The organism is Sphingorhabdus contaminans (assembly GCF_007280415.1).
In the GTDB taxonomy this organism is placed as follows: Bacteria; Pseudomonadota; Alphaproteobacteria; order Sphingomonadales; family Sphingomonadaceae; genus Sphingorhabdus_B; species Sphingorhabdus_B contaminans.
In genome coordinates this window covers 1,194,157-1,215,500 of the sequence record NZ_VKKU01000001.1, presented here as the reverse complement: position 1 = coordinate 1,215,500, position 21,344 = coordinate 1,194,157, and the positions used below count along the sequence as shown (strand labels likewise).

Sequence of the window (21,344 nt, the reverse complement as noted above, 5' to 3'; positions counted from 1 at the left end):
CGGGCGAATTTCGCGCGCGCTTGATTTCCAGCCCATACGCCGTTCCCTTCAAGGGCGGCGGTGGCGGAAATATCATGCTTCATGCAGCGTCAACCTGTTAAACGGCCACGAAACGATGTGGCCCCGATAAAAGGGACCAAAGAATATAAGCCCCACACCGCATAGCTAGCACCCGTTTGACCTAACGGCAAGGGAATGCGTGAAATCCATGTGCGCGAATGTGATTGGATGCAGGATTGCTTCGACTTCTGCAACCGATTGGGACAGGAACCCCGCCTGTTCCGGGGATATTCATGCCGGACAATCGTGCATGAAAGAAAATTCTGGACCGTGTGCCTGTCAAAAACGCATAAGGCCGACATGCTCTCCGTAGCGATCCTGCCTGCCTTTTATATGGCCATGTCTTTCCCGCCGGTACATCCTGTCCGGGACCAGGTTGCGCCGGTTGTTGCGCCGCAAACATTGTTGTCCACCCAAAAGCAGGCTTTTCGCGCCGAGCCGCCGAAACGGCGTTATGAAGTGTCAGCACCGATTGTTTCGCGTATCGGCAAAGGGTTGCCGGTTATCAGCGGCCCCAAGGACAAAAGCCTGCCTCTGGTCGTGCTTGATGCCGGACATGGCGGGCATGACCCGGGCGCGATCAGCCCGCATGGCGGGAAGCGCGAAAAAGACGTGACACTGGCGATTGCAAGGGCAATCCGCAGCGAGCTTTTGAAAAGCGGGCGCATCCGCGTCGCGCTAACCCGCGATTCCGACAAGTTTCTGGTGCTGCAGGACCGTTACGGAATCGCGCGGAAAATGAACGCGGACCTGTTTATCTCGATCCATGCCGACAGCGCCGAAAATCCCGAGGCGGGCGGGGGAACGGTCTACACATTGTCCGAAGTCGCTTCGGACCGTGAGGCGCAGCGGCTCGCATCCCGTGAAAACAAGTCCGACATCATCAACGGCGTCAATCTGGGCGGTGCGGATGCGGATGTGTCGTCGATCCTGATCGATTTGACGCAGCGCGAAACGATGAACGTGTCTGCGGAATTTGCCCGATTGCTGCTGCGCGAATCGCGGCCAAATATGCGAATACGAACCAATTCGCACCGCTTTGCCTCATTTGTTGTGCTGAAAGCACCCGACACGCCGTCGGTCCTGTTTGAAACAGGCTATCTCAGCAATGAAGAGGATGTGGAATTTTTGGGTTCTGAATCCGGAAGGCAAAAGGTTGCCCGCAGTGTCGCGAACGCGATCCAGATCCATTTCGCCCGTCGGCTTGCGTCGCAATAGAGGTAAAAACAGGCCGGGTTCCAGATTAACATTCTGGACCTTGGCAACAAATCGGCTAGAGAGAGCCGGTAATGACCGAAGCCGTGACCCCGCCCGAAGAACCGACAAACATCAGTTACAAACTGAAGCGCGACGTCGATGGTTTTATCGGCAAATGGCAAATATGGTGGCAGCGCAAGCGTTTCCGCTGGATGGTTTACGCCGCGGGTGCCGCCTTTCTTCTGCTTTTGCTTTTCTGGGTGGTTTTTGCACGTAACCTTCCTGATGCGGATGCTTTGATCGAATATGAATCGCCGTTGCCCACCGTAGTGCGCGATATACATGGCGAACCCTTTCAAAGCTATGCGCGCGAACGCCGGGTCCAGTTGGAATATGCCGATTTCCCCCGGTTGCTGATCCGCGCCTATCTGGCGGCGGAGGACAAGACCTTTTTCAGCCATGGCGGTATCGACTATCCGGGCATCGCCTCGGCGGTTTTCGATAATATGTTCAGCAGTGGCCGTTCGCGCGGGGCGTCGACAATTACGCAGCAGGTGGCCAAAAACCTGCTTCTCACCAATGAATATAGCTACACACGCAAGGTGAAGGAGGCGATCCTTGCCAAGCGGATCGAAAGCGCGCTGACCAAGCCGCAGATTTTGTCGCTTTACCTCAACGAAATTGCGCTTGGACGTCAGTCGTTCGGCGTTGAAGCGGCAGCGCAGGCCTATTTCGGCAAGAGCGTCGACCAGTTGCAACTGCATGAAATGGCGTTTCTCGCCATTTTGCCAAAGGCACCGGAGCGTTATGGCCGCGCCAAAAATGCGGACGCGGCAATCGCGCGACGCAACTGGGTATTGGGCGAAATGTTCGCCAATGGCTGGATCACCGAAAAGCAGATGGCCGATGCCCGGGCCATGCCCCTGGGACTGATTGCGCAGCGCGGGACGGGTTACAAGAATATCGGCGGTTATTTCACCGAAGAAGTCCGCCGCCAGTTGATCGAGAAATTCGGCGAGACCGACAAGGATGGTCCCTATAGCGTCTATGCCGGTGGCTTATGGGTTCGTACATCCATGAACCCGGAATATCAGTTGGCCGCGACACAGGCGCTGCGCGATGGGCTGCTGCGTTATAATGCGGGCAAGGCATGGAAAGCCAATATGGGCACGATCGATGTGTCCGATGACAAATGGGCATCGCGGTTTGCGTCAACCAATATCAGCATCGATTACGCCAACTGGCGCGCAGGTGTTGCGCTTGGAAAAGGCCGGGTCGGCTTTGCAGACGGTACGGTCGGCCTGCTGAACGGCGGCCCTGCAGCCATGAAGGCAGGCGATGTCATCGCCGTTGTGCCCAATGGTGCGAACAGCTTCTCCGTCCGTTCCGTGCCTGAAGTGGGCGGCGGTATGGTGGTGCAAAACCCGCTGAACGGCCGGGTGCTTGCCATACAGGGCGGTTTCGATAACCGGATATCCAGCTTTAACCGGGCAACCCAGGCGCAGCGCCAGCCGGGCTCAACGATCAAACCCTTCGTCTATGCGACTGCGCTCGACAACGGTATGACTCCGACCTCGATCATCGTCGATGGCCCCTATTGTGTCTGGCAAGGCGCATCGCTGGGCCAAAAATGCTTCCGCAACTTTGGTGGTGGCGGGGCAGGGCCGCAGACGATGCGCTGGGGTCTGGAACAGTCGCGCAACCTGATGACCGTCCGTGCCGCGGCGGATTCCGGGATGGATAATGTGACCGATACATTCCGGGCGATGGGGATCGGCGACTATCCCGACTATCTGTCCTATGCCTTGGGTGCAGGGGAAACGACCGTTCTGAAGATGGTCAACGCCTATTCGATGCTCGTCAACCATGGCCGGGAACTGAAGCCGACCTTGATCGATTATGCGCAGAACCGGAAAGGGAAGGTTATCTTTCCGGAGAACTGGAAACCATGCAACCGGTGCCGGGCGAAAGACTGGGATGGCAAGCCCATGCCGCGTTTTGCTGCGTCGGGTAAGCAGGTGATGGATCCGATAACCGCCTATCAGACCGTCCATATGTTAGAAGGCGTCATCCAGCGCGGGACAGCGACGATTTTGCGCGATCTCGACCGTCCCCTGTTCGGCAAAACCGGAACCACGACCGGGCCGACCAATGTGTGGTTTATCGGTGGCTCACCGCAATTGGTGGCGGGGCTCTATCTGGGTTTTGATCAGCCGCGCAATATGGGCGGCTATGCCCAGGGCGGATCCTTAGCGGCGCCTGTGTTTAAACAATTTGCGCGTGTCGCCATGGCCGGCATGCCCAAGACGCCCTTCATTGCGCCCGCAGGCACGCGCCTCGTGCGGATCGACCGCAAAAGCGGTAAGCGCGTCTATGGCGCATGGCCGGGGGATGATCCCAAAAGCGCAGTGATCTGGGAAGCGTTCAAGGCGGAGACGGAGCCCAAACGCTCCATAAGGCAGGATGAACTGGCGGCCCGCGGCGATAAGCCCAAGAAGAAGGAATCTTCGGATTCCAAGAGCGGTTCCGGCAATGCCAACACAGGGCAGGGGCCAAGCTCGGCAACCAAGCGCGATCAGGAATTTATCCAGCAAGAAGGCGGGATTTACTGATAACCGCCCCTTGCCGGTATTTATACAGACTGCCTAGAATTTAACTTCCGGAGCGGCGCTGATCGTTGGGCGTTCTTCTGCGCCCAATTCCCAGAATTTCTCCTCGCCAAAACCGAACGCACTGGCGAACAGCACGGCGGGGAAAGCCTGCCGTGCGCCATTATAGTCGGCCGTAACGGCATTATAGGCCCGGCGTGCCGCCGCCAGCTTGTCCTCCACATCAGCCAGTTCATGCTGCAAGGTCTGGAAATTCTGGTTGGCTTTCAGGTCCGGATAGTTTTCCGCCAAGGCAAACAGGCTTTTCAATGCACCCGAAAGTCCGTTTTCCGCAGCCGCCGCAGCAGCGGGGTTTGCGGCGCCCAAGGCGGAGTTGCGGGCGGAAATTACGGCATCCAGTGTCGATTTTTCATGCGTGGCATAGCCCTGGACCGTATTGACCAGATTGGGAATCAGGTCGTGCCGCTGGCGCAACTGGGCGTCGATATCGGCCCAACCCTGCCGCACATTTTGCCGCAAACCGACCAGCCGGTTATAGATCAGGATTGCAATCAACCCCAAAAAAACGACAATACCAATGATGACCAATCCCATCGCTTTACTCCCCCTGTAACGATCGATAGCATCGGTTATCACGGGGAAAGGGGGAAAGCAAAGATGATAGCGTTGCCCGATGTCGACACGCTGATGGCGGACGGCCTGCAGGGTCGGCTTGATTCCCTGATGGCGGAACGGGCCAAGGCGAAGGAAAAGATGATCTGGACCGGCGCGGGCGGCATTGTTTCTGCGGTGCTGGTCGGGTTTATTTTCCACATCTTCGGGCTGTCGGAAATCGGCTATTTTGCGGCGAGTGTCGTGGGGGGTGGCGCATTGGCGTGGGCCAGCAACATCCGGCAGAAGATGATCAATTCGCTCAAGCATGAAATGAACGGCGCGCTCGCCCGCAGCTTGCAACTGGACTATTCGGTCGCCGCCTTTTCCGGACAGGAATTCGAAAATGCCCGGACCTATGGCTTGTTGCCGACCTATGACGGCAAATATCTGCAAGACCAGTGGCACGGGTCAATCGACGGCACCGACTTCCTTTTATACGAAGCCAAGCTGACCGAAGAGCAGGGGTCGGGAAAGAACCGGCGCACCGTCACCAAATTCGAAGGCGTCGTGCTGCGGTTCCAGTTTGCACGGCCTTTCATGGGTACAACCCTTGTCCGCCGCGACGGGTTCAAGATCACCCTGTTCGGGGACAGCAAAAGTTATAATGGCCAGACGCTGGAACGGATCAAGATGGTCGATCCGCGGTTCGAAGATGCGTTCGACGTCTACGGCACCGATCAGGTGGAGGCCCGCTATCTTGTCCACCCTGCCTATTGCGAACGGCTGATCGAGTTGGAGCGGGAATTTGAAGGTGACAGATTGGCCGCGCTGTTTCTGGGCGGTGACCTGATTGTGACCCTGCAGACGGGCAACATGTTTGAAAGCGCTACGCTCAACCCCAAACGCGACCGTGAATTGCTGGGTAAAACCATTGCGCAATTCGGTTCGATCACAAAATTGGTCAAACTGCTCAATGAAAGGCCAAGGTCCTGACCCTCAACATTAGTCAAGCCACCTTTGACTTGGGCCGCTAATCGGCTAAAGGCCGCCAACCTGATTTCATTCCCTTTTGGAGTTTCCCCATGCGCGCCGACGCAGAAGGCTATGTTGCCCGCATTGATGCTGCCCTTAATCTGGTCAAGATGTCGCTTGATTGGGACCGCGCCCTGCGTCGTCTGGACGAACTAAACGCCAAGGTCGAAGATCCCACTCTTTGGGACAATCCCAAGGCAGCCGAAGAGGTAATGCGCGAACGCCGCCGTCTGGATGCGGCCATCGCGACCGTGCGCGAAATCGACGCCGACAAAAGTGGTACGGTAGAGCTGATCGAGCTTGCCGAGATGGAAGGCGACACCGCCCTTGCCGATGAAGGCGCGGCATCGCTGAAGGCGTTGGCCGACCGTGCCGACCGCGACAAGGTTTCGGCCCTGTTGTCGGGCGAGGCGGACGGCAACGACACCTTCATCGAAATCCACGCAGGCGCCGGCGGCACCGAAAGCCAGGACTGGGCCGAAATGCTGCAGCGTATGTACTATCGCTGGGCCGAACAGCGCGGATACAAGGTCGAAATGGTCGATTATCAGGCAGGCGACACGGCGGGTATCAAGTCGGCCACGATGCTGGTGAAGGGCGAAAACGCCTATGGCTATGCAAAGACCGAAAGCGGTGTGCATCGTCTCGTTCGCATTTCGCCCTATGACAGCGCGGCCAAGCGGCATACAAGCTTTTCGAGCGTCTGGGTCTATCCCGTCATTGACGACAATATCGATATCGAAATCAATGAAGGTGACCTGAAAATTGACACCTACCGCGCATCGGGTGCGGGTGGACAGCATGTTAATACCACCGATTCTGCGGTCCGTATCACCCACAAACCTTCGGGCATTGTCGTCGCCAGCCAGAACGACCGCAGCCAGCACAAAAACCGCGCGACCGCCATGGGCATGCTAAAGGCCCGCCTGTACGAAGCGGAATTGCGCAAGCGGGAAGAGGCGGCGAGCGGGGAATATGCGGCCAAGACCGAAATCGGCTGGGGCCACCAGATCCGGTCCTATGTTCTGCAACCCTATCAGATGGTGAAGGATTTGCGCACCGGCGTCACATCGCCCACGCCGTCGGACGTGCTTGACGGGGACCTCGACAATTTCATCGCCGCCGCGCTGGCACAACGCGTGACAGGCGAGGCGGTTGCGGTCGAGGATGTGGATTAATTTACACAGCGTCCAAACAGTCTGTTGTTGACAGCTAACCGGGGCCGTCTATCCCGTTAAACATCTGGATCATCCAGTGTAAAAATGGGGAAATTTATGAAATTCAATTTTGCGGCACATTATTTGTGCGCGGTCAGTCTTTGTGCGTTGTCCACAATAGCTTCCGCCCAGGAAGTAAATCCGGGTACAGCACAGGCAAATTCGGAACCGGCTCAAATAATTGCCGAACCACAGGCGCCCAAGGATCTTGTCCTTAATGCGGGAACGCCCATCACTCTCGCCGTAACGGAAGAAGTCAACAGCAGTACGCATAAGGAAGGCGACGAATTTCGCCTGACCGTTCTGAACGATGTAACTGTTGGACAAACTGTTGTGATCCCGCGCGGGACACCGGCAACCGCGGAAATTACCTGGCGGACAGGCAAGGGGGCATTTGGAAAGTCCGGCAAAATGGAATTTGAGCTCCGGAGCATCTATCTGGACGGAACACAAGTTCCCTTGTCCGGCAGTTTCCGGCAGGAAGGTGAAGGCAACACAGTCGCAACCGGTGTTGGCGTGATCGCCATCGGGGTTTTTGCCGGATTCATCACCGGCAAGCGTGCACGTCTGCCCGTTGGCCGTGAACTGATGGCACAAGTTGCGCAGAATGTCGCATTTGGTGCCGATGGCAAGCTATCCCCAAGGTACGACGCTGCTGCCGCGATGAAATTGGCTGATGCCAGCACTCCGTTCCGCAGATGCCGTGCATCCGCCAAAGGTCTGGGCGATGCGAAGCTGGAACAGGCAGCTTTGAAAAAATGCTTCGCAGAGCGCATGGAATAAAATGCCATTTTGTTGGCGGGAGCGGCCGGAATAATATCCGTTCGCTCCCGTTACATTGACAAGTCCGTTACCCGCCCGGCGACGCTGCTGAGCCGGCCAGAAGTCCGCCGTCCAGATGAATCTCGCTGCCGGTCATATAGGCGGCCTCATCCGATGCCAGCATCAGGGCGATGGTGGCGACTTCCTCTACCGTACCGAACCGTTTCAACGGCGTATCCGCTACCATCGCTGCCATGCGTTGCTCGCGGTCCGGGCCGTCTCCGATCAATGCTTCCCACATGGGCGTCAAAATGGCCGCCGGATGGATTGAATTGCAGCGGATGTTGAGGCCCTGCTGCGCACAATAAAGCGCGACGGATTTTGTGTGGTTGCGAATGGCCGCCTTTGACGAGGCGTAGGCCGCGGCACCCGGTATTCCTACAAGGCCGGAGCGCGAGGACATGTTGATAATCGATCCTGCCTCCTTTGCCCGCATCGCGCCGATCGCATAGCGGCATCCCAGAAAAGTACCGTCCAGATTGACGGCGTGGACGCGGTGCCATTCGGCCAATGTTGCATGTTCGGGGTCGTGCGGTCCGGGGCTGTCCTCGAAACCGGTAATACCGGCATTGTTCACGACAATGTCGATCGTGGGAAATGTGCTTGCGAGACTGGTCCAGTCTGCTTCTGATGCCACGTCGAGCGGGAAAAAACGGCCGCCGATTTCGGCAGCCAGCGCAGATCCTGTCTCGGCATCGATATCGCCGATGATGACATCGGCACCTTCAAGGGCAAAGCGACGGGCAATGGCCTCGCCAATTCCGCGTGCACCCCCTGTCACGAGGGCGGATTTATTCTGTAATTTGGGCATAGGGGTAATCCTGTAAACTCGACTTCAAGGCGACCGTCGTGCCGAATCCGGTTCAGACCGACGGACGATTTTTCGAGAGGCGCTCTGCTCTTTACCCTTGAATCACCGGACATACTCCACTTAAGCAGACAGCAGCATAAGGCCCAGCGCAGGAGAGAGCAAGTGAGTGAGCAACAGGACTGGTTTCCCGTCCCCGAAAGCGCAACCGAGCACACATATTGTTCCGCAGGCGATTATGACCGTCTCTATGCCGAAAGCATTACGGACCCGGACGGATTCTGGGCGAGGCAGGCCGAACGGCTCGACTGGTTCACCGCTCCTTCCAAAATCGCCAATTGGTCTTATGACCCGGTCGACATCAAATGGTATGAAGATGGCGTCCTGAACCTGTGCCACAATGCGGTGGATCGTCATGTTGCCGCAGGGCGCGGGGATGCACTGGCTTTCATCTTTGAACCGGACGATCCCGCGCAAGATGCCCGCCGCGTCAGCTATGCCGATTTGCAGGCCGATGTCATCCGCATGGCCAATTCGCTGAAGCAACTGGGCGTTACCAAGGGCGAGCGGGTGACAATCTATATGCCCATGTGCGTCGAAGGCGCGGTGGCCATGCTTGCCTGCGCACGCATCGGCGCCGTGCATAGCGTGGTCTTTGGCGGCTTTTCGCCCGAAGCGATCGCGGGGCGCATCGAAGATTGTGCCAGCCGTTTTGTGATTTGCGCCGACAGCGCCGTCCGGGGCGGCAAGTCGGTTCCATTGAAGGCGAATATCGACGCTGCGCTTGAAAAGGTGACCGGTGTCGATGCTGTGCTGGTCATTCGGCACACTGGCGAGGACATCGCCATGCGCGAGGGTCGTGATCACTGGTTCCACGACATGCAGGTTTCGGGCGATTGTCCCTGCGAACCCATGAATGCGGAAGACCCACTGTTCATCCTTTACACATCGGGTTCGACCGGAAAGCCCAAAGGTGTGCTGCATACGGTGGGCGGCTATTCGGTCTGGACCGCAACGACATTCCATTATGTTTTCGATTACAAACCCGGCGAGGTGTTTTTCTGTTCGGCCGATATCGGCTGGGTCACGGGGCACAGCTATGTTGTCTACGGCCCGCTGCAAAATGGCGGGACCAGCCTGATCTTCGAAGGAATTCCGAGCTATCCTGACAGCGGGCGGTTCTGGGATATTATTGACCGGCATCAGGTCAATATCTTCTACACCGCACCGACGGCGTTGCGTGCTCTGATGCGCGATGGCGATGGGCCGGTAAAGGCACGATCGCGGCAATCGCTCCGGCTTTTGGGTACGGTTGGCGAGCCTATCAATCCCGAAGCATGGCGCTGGTACCATGCGACCGTGGGTGAGGGGAAACTGCCCATCGTCGATACCTGGTGGCAGACCGAAACCGGCGGCGTGATGATCACGACCCTGCCCGGTGCGCATGGCATGAAACCGGGCAGCGCTGGCCGGCCCTTTTTCGGTATCCGCCCGCAACTGGTCGATGCCGAAGGCGGAGTGCTCGCCGACGAACAGATTGGCGGCGCCACCAGCGGCAATTTGTGTATTACACATAGCTGGCCGGGGCAGGCGCGCACCGTCTATGGCGACCATGACCGTTTTGTGCAGACCTATTTTTCGACCTATAAGGGCAAATATTTCACCGGCGATGGCTGTCGCCGGGACGAAGACGGCTATTGGTGGATTACGGGACGGGTGGACGACGTTATCAACGTGTCCGGCCATCGCATGGGCACCGCCGAAGTCGAAAGCGCGCTGGTCCTTCATGACAAGGTCGCCGAGGCGGCGGTCGTCGGGTTTCCGCATGATATCAAAGGGCAGGGCATTTATTGCTATGTCACACTGAATATGGGGGAGGAGCCTTCGGACGAACTGCACGCCGAGTTGCGGCAGCAGGTCCGGACCGAGATCGGCCCCATTGCCTCGCCCGACCATATCCACTTCACCACGGCCTTGCCCAAGACGCGGTCGGGCAAGATCATGCGGCGCATCCTGCGCAAGATTGCCGAGAATGATTTCGCTGCTTTGGGTGATACGTCGACGTTGGCCGATCCGACGGTGGTTGACGCGCTGATTGAGGGGCGTCAAAACCGTTAGTTGACGCTTGCGTCAACCTGCGGGACGGAGTAGAAGGCCGCGGTTAATCGTGCGGTTAAATATCTCTGCCGCTATTCCGTAACGGAAGGATGCCATGACTGATTCCCCTGTCAAGACCGGCCCGTTGGCCGGCATCATGGTTGTTGAACTCGCCGGTATTGGTCCCGGCCCCTACGCCGGACAACTGCTTGCCGATATGGGCGCCGATGTAGTCGTCATCGACCGGCCGGGCCGGTCCTTGCCCAAGGCTGTGGACGGTCGCGGAAAGAAGTCGATTGTGCTCGACCTGAAAAAGCCGGAGGCGGTCGACGCCTTGCTGAAACTGGTCGCCAAGGCGGATGTCCTGATCGAAGGGTTGCGTCCGGGCGTTACCGAACGCATGGGTGTCGGACCCGATGCGTGCCACGCCATCAATCCGGGGCTGATCTATGGACGCATGACCGGCTGGGGCCAAAGCGGGCCGTGGAGCCAGATGGCCGGCCATGACATCAACTATATCAGCATGACCGGCGTCCTGAACGCCATTGGCAAGGACGGACAGCCGCCTGTGCCGCCGCTCAACATGGTCGGTGACTTTGGCGGTGGATCGATGTTCCTTGTGACGGGCATATTGGCCGCGCTGATCGAGCGCGGACGGACGGGCAAGGGCAATGTGGTTGATGCAGCCATCATCGACGGCACGCACAGCCTGATGAGCTTTGTCCACGGCATGGCCGGGGTTGGCCAGTGGCAGACCAAGCGTGAATCCAACCTGCTCGACGGCGCGGCTCCTTTCTACCGCTGCTACATGACGGCCGACGGGAAATTCATGGCGGTGGGCTGCATCGAGCCTCAGTTTTTTGCAGCGATGATGGAGCGTCTGCCCATCGATGCCGACGCATTCGGGGCGCAACTTGATTTCGGTGCATGGGCAAAGCAGCACGAGATGCTGGAAGATGTCTTTGCGACCAAGACACGTGACGAGTGGGAGGCGATTTTCGCCGGTACCGACGCCTGCGTGACGCCGGTCTTGGATTATGTCGAGGCTGCGTCTCACCCCGCCAACGCGGAACGGCAGGCAGTCGTCCAGGACGGTCGCTGGCTGCATCCGCAAATCGCGCCACGTCTTGCAACGCAGCCGCTGGCTACCCATTTCGAAATTGCAACAAAAGGCAGCGATTATGCTGCCATCCTTGCCGAAGCAGGCTTTGGCGAGAGCGATATATCCCAACTGATTGCGGCAGGCGCCGTAATTGCCAACTAGGAAGATACCATGACCGAAGCCTATATTTATGATGCGGTGCGTAGCCCCCGGGGCAAGGGGCGACCCGATGGCGCGCTGCACGAAATCACACCGGTGGATCTGGCCGCGCAAGTGCTCGCCTCGATCCGCGACCGCAACGGTCTTGCGGGCGACGAAATCGAAGATGTGGCCTTTGGCTGCGTGTCTCCCGTCGGCGAACAGGGCGCAGTTATCACGCGCACCGCTGTACTGGCTGCAGGTTATCCGCATACGACCAGCGGTATTCAGGTAAACCGCTTTTGCGGTTCGGGCCTCGAAGCGTCCAATATCGCGGCGGCCAAGGTCAAGTCGGGCGAGTGCGATCTGGCCATTGGCGGCGGTATTGAGTCGATGAGCCGCGTGCCCATGGGGTCCGATGGCGGCGCCTGGCCGATCGATCCCCGTTCGGCGATTGCCAACTATTTCATTCCGCAGGGTATCTCTGCCGATCTGATCGCCACCAAATATGGCTACAGCCGTGATGATGTGGACGCCTATGCCGTCGAAAGCCAGAAGCGCGCTGCCAAGGCATGGAGCGAAAAGCGGTTCGCCAAGTCCATCCTGCCGATCCATGATGTCATCGGCGAAATCGTTTTGGATCATGACGAACTGATGCGTCCGGAGACCGATATGCAGTCGCTGGGCTCTCTCGCTCCGGCGTTCCAGATGATGGGCACAATGATGCCCGGTTTCGATGACATTGCCATCATGCGCTATCCCGAAGTCGAAAAGATCAACCATGTCCACCATGCCGGTAATAGCTCGGGCATTGTGGACGGATCTGCCGCTGTCCTGATCGGCAGCAAGGAAGCTGGCGAGAAATACGGGCTGAAGGCCCGCGCACGGATCGTTTCGATGGCATCCATCGGTTCGGAACCCGCCATTATGCTGACCGGCCCCGAATTTGCGGCGCAAAAGGCGCTGGCACGTGCGGGCATGGACAAGGGCGACATTGACGTGTGGGAACTGAACGAAGCCTTTGCTTCGGTTGTCCTGCGCTTCATGGAAGCGCTCAATATCGACCATAGCGATATCAACGTAAATGGTGGCGCAATCGCAATGGGTCACCCGCTGGGCGCGACCGGTGCAATGATTTTGGGCACCGTTCTGGATGAACTGGAACGGTCCGGCAAATCGACCGCACTGACCACCCTGTGCATCGGCGCAGGCATGGGCACTGCGACCATCATTGAACGCGTGAATTGATCGGGATTTAGACATGACCTACAAAAGTTTTTCAGTCGACATCGACAGCGACGGCATTGCGCTTGTCACCATCGACCTTCCCGGCGCGACCATGAACGTCTGGAATGGTGACCTGATCTCCGAATTCGGCGCATGGGTGGATGATTTTACCACCAATGACGCGATTACGGGGGCTGTCATTACATCGGGCAAGCCCACCGGATTTCTGGCGGGCGCGGACCTTACCATGCTGGGCGGCGCAAAGGCGAACAGCACGAAAGAAGCCTTTGATCAGGCATTTGCCCTGAATGCCTTGCTGCGCAAGATGGAGTCGGGCGGCAAGACAGCCAAGGCATTGGCCAGCGGTCAGGCGTCGGCCAAGCCTGTCGCCTGCGCACTGAACGGCCTAGCACTGGGCGGCGGTCTGGAACTCGCGCTCGCGTGCCATTACCGCGTGGTGGCCGATAATCCGAAAATCCAGCTCGGCATGCCTGAGGTGCTGGTCGGCCTGCTGCCCGGCGGCGGCGGTACCCAGCGTACACCACGCCTGATCGGCCTGCAAAATGCAGCCATGATGATCATTCAGGGCAAGTCGCTCGACCCCGCAACGGCAAAGGCGCAGGGTCTGGTTCACGAGGTGGTTCCTGCTGCGGACCTGATCGCCAATGCCAAGGCATGGGTGAAAGCCAATCCGAAGGCGACCGCACCCTGGGATAAGAAGGATTTCAAATTCCCGGGCGGTGCAGGGGCTATGGACCCACGCTCGGTCCAGCTTTTCATCGGCCTCAACGCCATGGCGCACAAGGAAAGCAAGGGCAATTTCGACGCGGTAAAGGCCATTTTGTCCTGCCTGTACGAAGGCTCGATTCTTCCTTTCGACACGGCACTTCGCGTGGAATCCAAATATTTCACAAAGCTGCTGTCGGGCAGCCAGGCCAAAAACATGATCCGCACGCTTTTCATCAACAAGCAGGCCGCGGAAAAGGGCGCGGGTCGTCCCAAGGATGTGCCACCTGTGGAAATCAGGAAAGTCGGCGTATTGGGCGGCGGCCTGATGGGGTCGGGCATCACCCATGTCACGGTGAAGGGCGGCATGGATGTCGTTGTTCTTGATCGTAGCCTGGAAGATGCCAACAAGGCGGTCGATTACAGCCGCAAGATTATCGATAAGGCCGTTGGTCGCGGTAAAATGTCCAAGGAAGCAGGCGAGGCATTCATGGCCCGCATCAAACCGACGGACAATTATGACGATCTGAAGGATGTTGACCTGATTATCGAGGCCGTGTTCGAACGCCCGGATGTGAAGGCAGATGTTATCAAAAAGGCGGAGGCCGTCATTCGTCCGGACGTCGTGTTTGCTTCCAACACCTCGACCTTGCCCATTACCGGACTTGCGAAAAATTCCGTCCGGCCGGAGCTTTTCATCGGGCTGCACTTCTTTTCGCCGGTCGAAAAGATGCCGTTGCTCGAAATCATTCCGGGCGAATTGTCGGGCGACCGCGCATTGGCCGCGGCATTTGACTATAATGCAAAGATCAAGAAGACCCCGATCGTCGTCAAAGACGTACGCGGTTTCTTCACCAACCGCGTTTTCCCACCCTATATGGGCGAGGCGATGAAGCTGGTGACCGAAGGCGTGAAGCCTGCCCTGATCGAAAATGCGGCAAAGTCGCTCGGTATGCCCATTGGTCCCCTTGCATTGCTGGACGAGACCACCTTGCAGCTTGGCTATGATGTGATGCAATCGACCAAGAAAGAACTGGGCGATGCTTACCAGCCGAGCGGTACCGAAGAGTTCATGGAACTGATGGTGGTGAAGCTGGGCCGCAAAGGCCGCCGCTTCGGCTCGGGTTTCTACGACTATGATGAAAAGGGCGAGCGCCTGTCCCTGTGGCAGGGAATGGCCGACCATTATCCGCTCGCGGAAAACCAGCCAACCGTGGAAGAGGTCAAGCAGCGCCTTCTCTACATCCAGTTGATTGCAACCGCGCAATGTTATGAGGAAGAAGTCGTTCGCGACCCGCAAAGCGCGGATCTGGGAGCGATTTTCGGTTGGGGTTTTGCACCCTATACCGGCGGACCGATGAGCTATATCGACACGGTGGGCCTCGAAAACTTTGTCCGCACCGCCGACAGCCTCGCCCAGCGTTTCGGCAGCCGTTTCGCGCCGCCCAAAAGCTTCCGGGAAATGGCCGACAAGGGCGCGACGCTATACAAGGCGGCGGCGTAAGCTTTTTATACAGGGTAGGGCGGCGGTTTTTGAAAACCGTCTTCCTCTCACCCCGTCAACGTGTTTCCCGTCACCCTGTACCTGTGGCAGGGCGACAATTTCCCGAACGGAATATCGACAAAAAAGGGGCGGCCTCCCCATGGAAGGCCGCCCCTTTTTGATTTGGATTCTTAGAACTTGGCGCGGACGGTCAGGCCGTACATGCGGGGTTCTTCGACAAAACCGATCAGCGAACGTGTGCCCGCACCACCGCGGAGCGGGGTGTTGGCAGTGATGCCGCGTGTGATTTCGTTGGTCAGGTTGGTACCCCACAATTCAAAGGTGAAGCGCTCGTCCGGTGTTGTGAGACCGATGCGTGCGTTCATCTTGAAGTAGTTTTCCTGCCGCGCGAGCGGGACAGGAAGACCGTTCGTATCAAGATCGATTGTCCGTGTGGTACGGCTGTCCGAATAGTTCATGCTGCCGTTGACCAGCAGTCCCCAGCCGGAGTTGTTGAGTGGGCCGTCATAGGTCAAACCAACCACGCTGGTGAACTTCGGTGCGTTGGTCAGATCCTGACCGCAAAGGCGGGTGACCGAACCCAATGCTCCCGGGGCAACACCAACGGCGCAATCGCTCGGATAGCGGGCATCGGCATATGTCATGGCAAGATTACCGGTTACATAGTTGCCGAAATCACCGAACAGTTCGAGCTCGGCGCCAGTGGAACGGGCCGAATTGACGTTGAAGGTCAGGAACTGGACACCGGTGAATTCCAGGACCTGGAAGTCGCTCATTTTCATGTCGAACAGGGCGAGGTTCGCCTTGATCGGGCCGAAGGTCGCTTTGACGCCGACTTCGATCTGGTTGACCTTTTCCGATTCAAAGCGTGGATCGGCAAAGACCGGTGCAACGGTACCACCGCCGGCCAAAACAGCAGCCGAGTTGGTCAGGTTCGCAGCGGTGGGATCAAGGTTGAAACCACCGGATTTGAAGCCGTGGCTGTAACCGGCGTAAATCAGCAGGTCCGGATTGGCCTTGTAACCTACCTGCGCGGTGTAGGTGATTTCGTCATCCTTGAAGACGTTTGCCCATTCGCGTGGCAGCGGCAGGAAGCGGCTTGCAAGACCGCCGCCCAATCCGGCCGGTGCGGTCAAAGTGACCGGTGCCGCGAAGGGGAAGCAGTTCAGGCCAACCACGCCGGACTGCACGGCGCCGGGCAGCAAGGCTGCCGTGAAGGCACCGGTCAGAACACCGTTGACGCTTGCTTGGCATGCGCCGTTGCTGGCGTTGAGCTGGTCAAAGGATGCAGTCTTCTTTTCATCGACATAACGTGCGCCGAGTGTGAGGCTCAGTTTATCGGTGAAGTTGATGACATTATGCGTGAAGAATGAAAAACTCTTCGCACTTTGTGAGAAGACATTTTCTGCAAACGACCCCGCCGAATTCACCGGAATGCCACCATTGCCCAAAGCCGTCAGCGCAAAGAGCGGGTTGACGCCCAAGGCATTTGCAAAGTTGAACGCGCTATTTGCACGCTGATAATCTGCACCAAAGGTCATTGACTGGTTCGATGTGATGTCTTCCTTTGAATAGAAGGCACCGACCAACCAGTCGAGGTGGTCGTTAAAAGCGGTTCCCTGCAAGCGAAGTTCTTGCGTGAAGGTTTTGATGATGTCGCCATTGGGCAGGATGCCGGGTCGCGAATTGGAGCCACCAGCACCCGAGGTAAATATATTCAGGCTGGTAAAGTCCGATTCCTGTGTCGAGCTGGACTGGAAATCACGATAAGCGGTAATTGAAGTCAGCTTCGCGCCACCAAAATCCCACTTGAGTTCAGCCGATACGCCCCACTGTTCGGCACCATTTTTGAACAATTGGCTGTTGGTATCGAGACCTTTCAGCGCGCTCGGGCCCGATACGTCCACACCATCCGTCGTCAAGCCATGGAATGCGAAGAAGGGTGCCAGCTCTGTTTCGCGCACGACAACTGCGTCGCAGCAGTTTTCGTCGACTTTCGAATAATCGGCGAGCAGGCGGATGCTGACATCAGCATTGGGTTCAATATAGAGCTGTCCGCGCAGCATGTACCGGTCGCGGTTGTTGCTTTCCGCACCCGTTGTGCTCTTGAGATAGCCATCGCGCTTACGCCACGTACCGGACAGGCGGATACCGGCCACATCCTGCGCAATCGGAACGCTGACGCCGCCTTGCAGATTCATGAAGTCGTAATTGCCATAGCTGGCGTTCACAAAACCTTCGAATTCCGAAAGGCTGGGGCGCTTGGTGGAGATATTCAATGCACCGGCAGATGTGTTGCGGCCGAACAAGGTGCCCTGCGGTCCGCGCAGGATTTCCAGACGCTCCAGATCGACAAGGTCGCCCAGTGCGACACCAGGGCGTGATTGATAGACCCCGTCGATGAATACGCCGACCGAACTTTCCAGACCGGTATTGTTACCGGTGGTACCGACGCCGCGGATCTTGATCGACGTGCCCTGTGTTTCAGTCTGTGAAGACTGGATATTGAAGCTTGGCGAGATCGAGGAGAGCGTCTTGATGTCGGAGACACCTTCGCGCTCAAGCGCTTCCGGGGCGACTGCGGTAACGGCCAATGGAATGTCCTGAACATCCATCGCGCGCAGCGTAGCCGTCACGATGATCGGTTCGTTGCCGCTATCCTCTTCAGCCTGTGGGGCTTCCTGGGCATAAACAGCCGGAACGAACATCGTGCTGCACAAGGCAGCCGTAAGTATTTGATTAAATCGACGCATTTCTCTCTCCTCCTTAAGCGGCGGATCGGGTGGCGACATTCCTGTTCATCTTTGCCAAACCGCCAATTACATATTCACTCGGATAACTTCCTGGGGAATAAGCTCTCTCTCAGGCACCATCCTATCAACGAATTTTGGCAAATCCAGCAATTTAATCGCGCGATTGAATTTGCCAAATAACTGTGGCTTTTCCGTCGCGCAGCATATTATAGCCCTTGGTCATGTTTGACCGTCCCGCCATCATTGACGAAGCCTTTGTGCGCCGCGTCGCCGCCCATGACTTTCCGGCACCGCGCAGCAATTCGGTTCCCGTTACTGCACCTGCCCATCAACTTGTCGATCTGTTCGACAGCCAGATCATGAGCCGCCATCTCGATTTGTGGGCGCGGCGGTCCAAGGGGAAGACTTTCTATTCGATCGGCAGTTCGGGCCATGAAGGAACTGCGGCGATGGCCGCCGCGACGCGGCAGGGCGATATGGCCTTCCTGCATTATCGCGACGCAGCGTTCCTTATCCAGCGGAAGAAGCAGTTCGGCGGCCTGACTCCGCTATATGACATGGCGCTGTCCTTTGCGGCCTCTGCCGACGATCCCATATCGGGTGGCCGGCACAAGGTTTTGGGCTGCGCCAATACGTTCGTGCCGCCGCAAACCAGCACCATCGCCTCGCACCTGCCCAAGGCCGTGGGTGCGGCGCACTCCCTTGGGATGGCACAGCGGTTGAAGCTTGAGGACGCTATCCTGCCACACGATGCGGTGATCCTGTGCTCCTTCGGGGATGCCTCGGCAAACCATTCGACGTCGCAAGGGGCGTTCAACTCGGCCTGTTGGGCTGCCTATCAGCATTTACCGATGCCGATCATCTTCCTGTGCGAGGATAATGGCATCGGGATATCGGTGCGTACACCCGGTGGCTGGATCGAAGCGAACTTCGCGCACCGTCCGGTTCTGCATTATATCCAATGCGACGGGGCGGACCTGAACGATGCGCTGCGCGGGTGCCGCGAGGCGGTTGACTATGCGCGGGCGCGACGCAAACCGGTATTTTTGCATATGCGCACCGTCAGGTTGATGGGGCATGCCGGCGCGGATGTTGAGGCTAGCTACTCCGCACTCGCCAATATCGAGGCGGCCGAGGCGCAGGACCCCCTGCTGCACAGCGCGCGCATCTTGCACGAACAGGCGGGGCTTTCAGGGGACGAGATAGTCCACCGCTATCAGGATATGCGCGCCCGTGTCGACCATGTGGCGCAGGATGCGCTGGCAAAGCCGCGGATCGAGACGGCGACTGACGTCATGGCGTCGATTGACCCCGTCGAAGGTTTCAAAACGTCGCCGCCTTTGCCCGATAAACCGGCCCGTGACGCTCTGTTCGCCAAGGACCAGCGTAATTTGGCCAAGCCTGTAACGCTGGCGAAGTCGATAAACTTTGCGCTTGCCGACCTCATGCAGCGCTACCCGAATATCGCGCTGTTTGGCGAGGATGTGGCGCGCAAGGGCGGTGTATATGGGGTAACGCAGGGCTTGCAGGAGAAGTTCGGCGCGGCGCGGGTGTTCGATACATTGCTGGACGAACAGACCATATTGGGCCTTGCGATCGGCATGGGACATAATGGCTTTGTTCCCATCCCGGAAATCCAGTTTCTCGCCTATCTGCACAATGCCGAGGACCAGATCCGCGGGGAGGCGGCGACGCTATCCTTCTTCTCCAACCGCCAATATCGCAACCCGATGGTCGTCCGCATCGCAGGACTTCCCTACCAAAAGGGCTTTGGCGGGCACTTCCATAACGACAACAGCCTCGCAGTGTTGACCGACATTCCGGGCATCATCGTTGCCTGTCCGTCAAATGCCGCCGATGCGCCCGCTATGCTGCGCGAATCCGTGCGGATGGCGCATGAGGATGGCAAGGTCGTCATATTCGTCGAACCCATTGCGCTCTATCACACAACGGATCTGGCAGAGGCAAATGACGGGGCGTGGACAGCGCCCTATGTCGCGCCGGCAGAAGCGACGAGCATTCCTTTCGGTGCGTTGCATCAGCATGGGAATGGTTCGGAACTTGCGATCATAACCTACGGAAATGGTTATTTTCTTTCGCGGCAGGCGGAGGCTGAACTGCGTGCAGCGGGCATTGATCTGCGGATTATCGACTTGCGCTGGCTGCACCCGCTGAACGATGCCGCTATTGTTGCGGCTATCGCGGATTGCCAGAATATCCTGATCGTTGACGAAAGCCGCCGGACGGGCAGCTTGAGCGAGAAACTGATGACGATCCTGGCCGAAGCCGGACGCGGCGATGTGACGCACCGGATTACCGCAGAGGATTGCTTCATACCCCTGGGTCCCGCCGCAGAGCTGGTTTTGCCGAGCCGGGAATCGATCATCGCAGCAGCAATGGCAGCCGTCGCATGAAAGAGACCGCACTTGTCGTCTGCCCCGGGCGTGGAACCTATAATGCGCCGGAACTGGGTTACCTGAAAACCCATCATGCCGACCGCTGGGCCATGGTTGAGCAGCTCGACGCTCTCCGCCGTTCGCTGGGACAGATCCCGATCTCCGAACTGGACGGTGCCGATAAATATGCGCCTTCGGTGCATATGACCGGCGATAACGCATCCTTGCTGATCTACGCTTGCGCTCTGGCCGACTTCGCGGCGATTGACCGGGAACGCTATGATATTGTCGCGGTCACCGGCAATTCGATGGGTTGGTATCTGGCACTGGCCTGCGCCGGAATACTGGATTTCGAAGGTGGCGCGCGGCTGGTGAACACCATGGGCGGCATGATGCACCAGCATGGCGTGGGTGGACAGATTGTGTGGCCGATTGTCGATGCAGACTGGAACATCGATCCGGAAAAAGAAAATCTAATCAGAGAGATATGCAAAGAATCTTCGTCATCATCTGACATGGAAGTGCATATTTCGATCCATTTGGGCGGCATGGTCGTGTTCGCGGCGGATGACAAAGGGCTTAAATGGTTGTCGGAGCGTCTGCCGAAGGACGACCGCTTCCCGATGCGCCTGATGCACCATGCGGCGTTCCATAGCCCGTTGCTCGACCATATCCCGCAAATGGCCCGCGCTGCCAATCCGCTCGCCGATTTCGGCAGCGGCACGCTTTCGGCAGTAGACGGGCAGGGCAGGGTCTGGTCGCCCAGGGCATTCGATCCTGCGGCAATTTATGATTATACTCTGGGCGCGCAACTGAACCGTACCTATGACTTTACCCGCGCCGTCCAGGTCGCAGCGGCGGAGTTCGCGCCGGACAAGATCATCGTTCTCGGCCCTGGAACCACCTTGGGGGCGCCTACGGCACAGGCACTGATCGCGTCCCAATGGCGCAGCCTGTCCGGAAAGGCGGATTTTCAGGCGCGGCAATCCGAAAATCCGGTCATTTTGTCGATGGGCATTGCGGAACAGCGGGCGCAGGTGGTCCGTTAAGGGCGGTGCATAC

Annotated in this window: 14 protein-coding genes; 11 read left to right on the top strand and 3 right to left on the bottom strand. The window is 58.0% G+C overall.

The annotated features are described in order from the left end of the window. Positions 1–195: 195 nt before the first annotated feature. Positions 196–1,278, top strand: a complete 1,083-nt coding sequence (locus FOM92_RS05985; RefSeq protein ID WP_143775855.1) for an N-acetylmuramoyl-L-alanine amidase family protein — start codon at positions 196–198, stop codon at positions 1,276–1,278. A gap of 71 nt (positions 1,279–1,349) precedes the next feature. After that, the gene (locus FOM92_RS05980) at positions 1,350–3,869 is read left to right on the top strand and encodes a penicillin-binding protein 1A (RefSeq protein ID WP_143775854.1); all 2,520 of its coding nucleotides are present in this window, start codon (positions 1,350–1,352) and stop codon (positions 3,867–3,869) included. A gap of 33 nt (positions 3,870–3,902) precedes the next feature. Here FOM92_RS05980 and FOM92_RS05975 read toward each other — a convergent pair whose 3' ends face one another. Next, positions 3,903–4,460 (bottom strand): LemA family protein, encoded by a 558-nt coding sequence (locus tag FOM92_RS05975; RefSeq protein WP_143775853.1) that lies wholly within the window; start codon positions 4,458–4,460, stop codon positions 3,903–3,905. 63 nt (positions 4,461–4,523) lie between these two features. Between FOM92_RS05975 and FOM92_RS05970 the strand changes: the two genes are divergently transcribed. The 3 genes from FOM92_RS05970 (at position 4,524) to FOM92_RS05960 (ending at position 7,492) form a co-directional block, all read left to right on the top strand. Beyond that, complete coding sequence (locus tag FOM92_RS05970) at positions 4,524–5,453, top strand: DUF3137 domain-containing protein (protein WP_143775852.1); 930 nt, start codon at positions 4,524–4,526, stop codon at positions 5,451–5,453. Positions 5,454–5,542: 89 nt separating this feature from the next. Beyond that, complete coding sequence (gene prfB, locus FOM92_RS05965; protein WP_143775851.1) at positions 5,543–6,670, top strand: peptide chain release factor 2; 1,128 nt, start codon at positions 5,543–5,545, stop codon at positions 6,668–6,670. A 96-nt stretch (positions 6,671–6,766) separates the two neighbouring features. After that, complete coding sequence (locus FOM92_RS05960; RefSeq protein ID WP_143775850.1) at positions 6,767–7,492, top strand: hypothetical protein; 726 nt, start codon at positions 6,767–6,769, stop codon at positions 7,490–7,492. Positions 7,493–7,559: 67 nt separating this feature from the next. On the opposite strand, the gene FOM92_RS05955 is transcribed toward FOM92_RS05960, so the two are convergent. Beyond that, positions 7,560–8,342: an SDR family oxidoreductase gene (locus tag FOM92_RS05955; RefSeq protein ID WP_143775849.1), complete on the bottom strand. Its 783-nt coding sequence runs from the start codon at positions 8,340–8,342 to the stop codon at positions 7,560–7,562. Between the two features lie 162 nt (positions 8,343–8,504). Between FOM92_RS05955 and acs the strand changes: the two genes are divergently transcribed. From acs to FOM92_RS05935, 4 genes are all read left to right on the top strand, one after another. Beyond that, entirely contained in the window at positions 8,505–10,457 is a 1,953-nt protein-coding gene (acs, locus tag FOM92_RS05950; RefSeq protein ID WP_143775848.1) for an acetate--CoA ligase, read from the top strand. Positions 10,458–10,551: 94 nt separating this feature from the next. Then, on the top strand, positions 10,552–11,700 hold the full coding sequence (locus FOM92_RS05945; protein WP_143775847.1) for a CaiB/BaiF CoA transferase family protein: 1,149 nt from the start codon (positions 10,552–10,554) through the stop codon (positions 11,698–11,700). A gap of 9 nt (positions 11,701–11,709) precedes the next feature. Next, positions 11,710–12,924, top strand: coding sequence for an acetyl-CoA C-acetyltransferase (locus FOM92_RS05940; RefSeq protein WP_143775846.1), 1,215 nt, complete (start codon positions 11,710–11,712; stop codon positions 12,922–12,924). A gap of 13 nt (positions 12,925–12,937) precedes the next feature. After that, positions 12,938–15,133: a 3-hydroxyacyl-CoA dehydrogenase NAD-binding domain-containing protein gene (locus tag FOM92_RS05935; RefSeq protein WP_143775845.1), complete on the top strand. Its 2,196-nt coding sequence runs from the start codon at positions 12,938–12,940 to the stop codon at positions 15,131–15,133. A 170-nt stretch (positions 15,134–15,303) separates the two neighbouring features. Here FOM92_RS05935 and FOM92_RS05930 read toward each other — a convergent pair whose 3' ends face one another. Further along, complete coding sequence (locus FOM92_RS05930) at positions 15,304–17,886, bottom strand: TonB-dependent receptor (protein WP_170226795.1); 2,583 nt, start codon at positions 17,884–17,886, stop codon at positions 15,304–15,306. Between the two features lie 221 nt (positions 17,887–18,107). On the opposite strand from FOM92_RS05930, the gene FOM92_RS05925 reads away from it, so the two are divergent. Both FOM92_RS05925 and FOM92_RS05920 read left to right on the top strand, forming a co-directional pair. Continuing rightward, positions 18,108–20,300 carry a thiamine pyrophosphate-dependent enzyme gene (locus FOM92_RS05925; RefSeq protein ID WP_143775843.1) on the top strand — a complete coding sequence of 731 codons (2,193 nt, stop codon included), beginning with the start codon at positions 18,108–18,110 and terminating at the stop codon, positions 20,298–20,300. Continuing rightward, on the top strand, positions 20,297–21,331 hold the full coding sequence (locus tag FOM92_RS05920) for an ACP S-malonyltransferase (protein ID WP_143775842.1): 1,035 nt from the start codon (positions 20,297–20,299) through the stop codon (positions 21,329–21,331). The genes FOM92_RS05925 and FOM92_RS05920 overlap by 4 nt, the downstream gene beginning before the upstream one ends. The last annotated feature ends 13 nt before the right edge of the window (positions 21,332–21,344 follow it).

Excerpts from the sequence above, each read along its gene's own strand:
- FOM92_RS05985 (WP_143775855.1), top strand. The coding sequence starts at position 196 with ATGCGTGAAATCCATGTGCGCGAATGTGATTGGATGCAGGATTGCTTC.
- FOM92_RS05980 (WP_143775854.1), top strand. The coding sequence starts at position 1,350 with ATGACCGAAGCCGTGACCCCGCCCGAAGAACCGACAAACATCAGTTAC.
- FOM92_RS05975 (WP_143775853.1), bottom strand. The coding sequence starts at position 4,460 with ATGGGATTGGTCATCATTGGTATTGTCGTTTTTTTGGGGTTGATTGCA.
- FOM92_RS05970 (WP_143775852.1), top strand. The coding sequence starts at position 4,524 with ATGATAGCGTTGCCCGATGTCGACACGCTGATGGCGGACGGCCTGCAG.
- prfB (WP_143775851.1), top strand. The coding sequence starts at position 5,543 with ATGCGCGCCGACGCAGAAGGCTATGTTGCCCGCATTGATGCTGCCCTT.
- FOM92_RS05960 (WP_143775850.1), top strand. The coding sequence starts at position 6,767 with ATGAAATTCAATTTTGCGGCACATTATTTGTGCGCGGTCAGTCTTTGT.
- FOM92_RS05955 (WP_143775849.1), bottom strand. The coding sequence starts at position 8,342 with ATGCCCAAATTACAGAATAAATCCGCCCTCGTGACAGGGGGTGCACGC.
- FOM92_RS05945 (WP_143775847.1), top strand. The coding sequence starts at position 10,552 with ATGACTGATTCCCCTGTCAAGACCGGCCCGTTGGCCGGCATCATGGTT.
- FOM92_RS05940 (WP_143775846.1), top strand. The coding sequence starts at position 11,710 with ATGACCGAAGCCTATATTTATGATGCGGTGCGTAGCCCCCGGGGCAAG.
- FOM92_RS05935 (WP_143775845.1), top strand. The coding sequence starts at position 12,938 with ATGACCTACAAAAGTTTTTCAGTCGACATCGACAGCGACGGCATTGCG.
- FOM92_RS05930 (WP_170226795.1), bottom strand. The coding sequence starts at position 17,886 with ATGCGTCGATTTAATCAAATACTTACGGCTGCCTTGTGCAGCACGATG.
- FOM92_RS05925 (WP_143775843.1), top strand. The coding sequence starts at position 18,108 with ATGTTTGACCGTCCCGCCATCATTGACGAAGCCTTTGTGCGCCGCGTC.
- FOM92_RS05920 (WP_143775842.1), top strand. The coding sequence starts at position 20,297 with ATGAAAGAGACCGCACTTGTCGTCTGCCCCGGGCGTGGAACCTATAAT.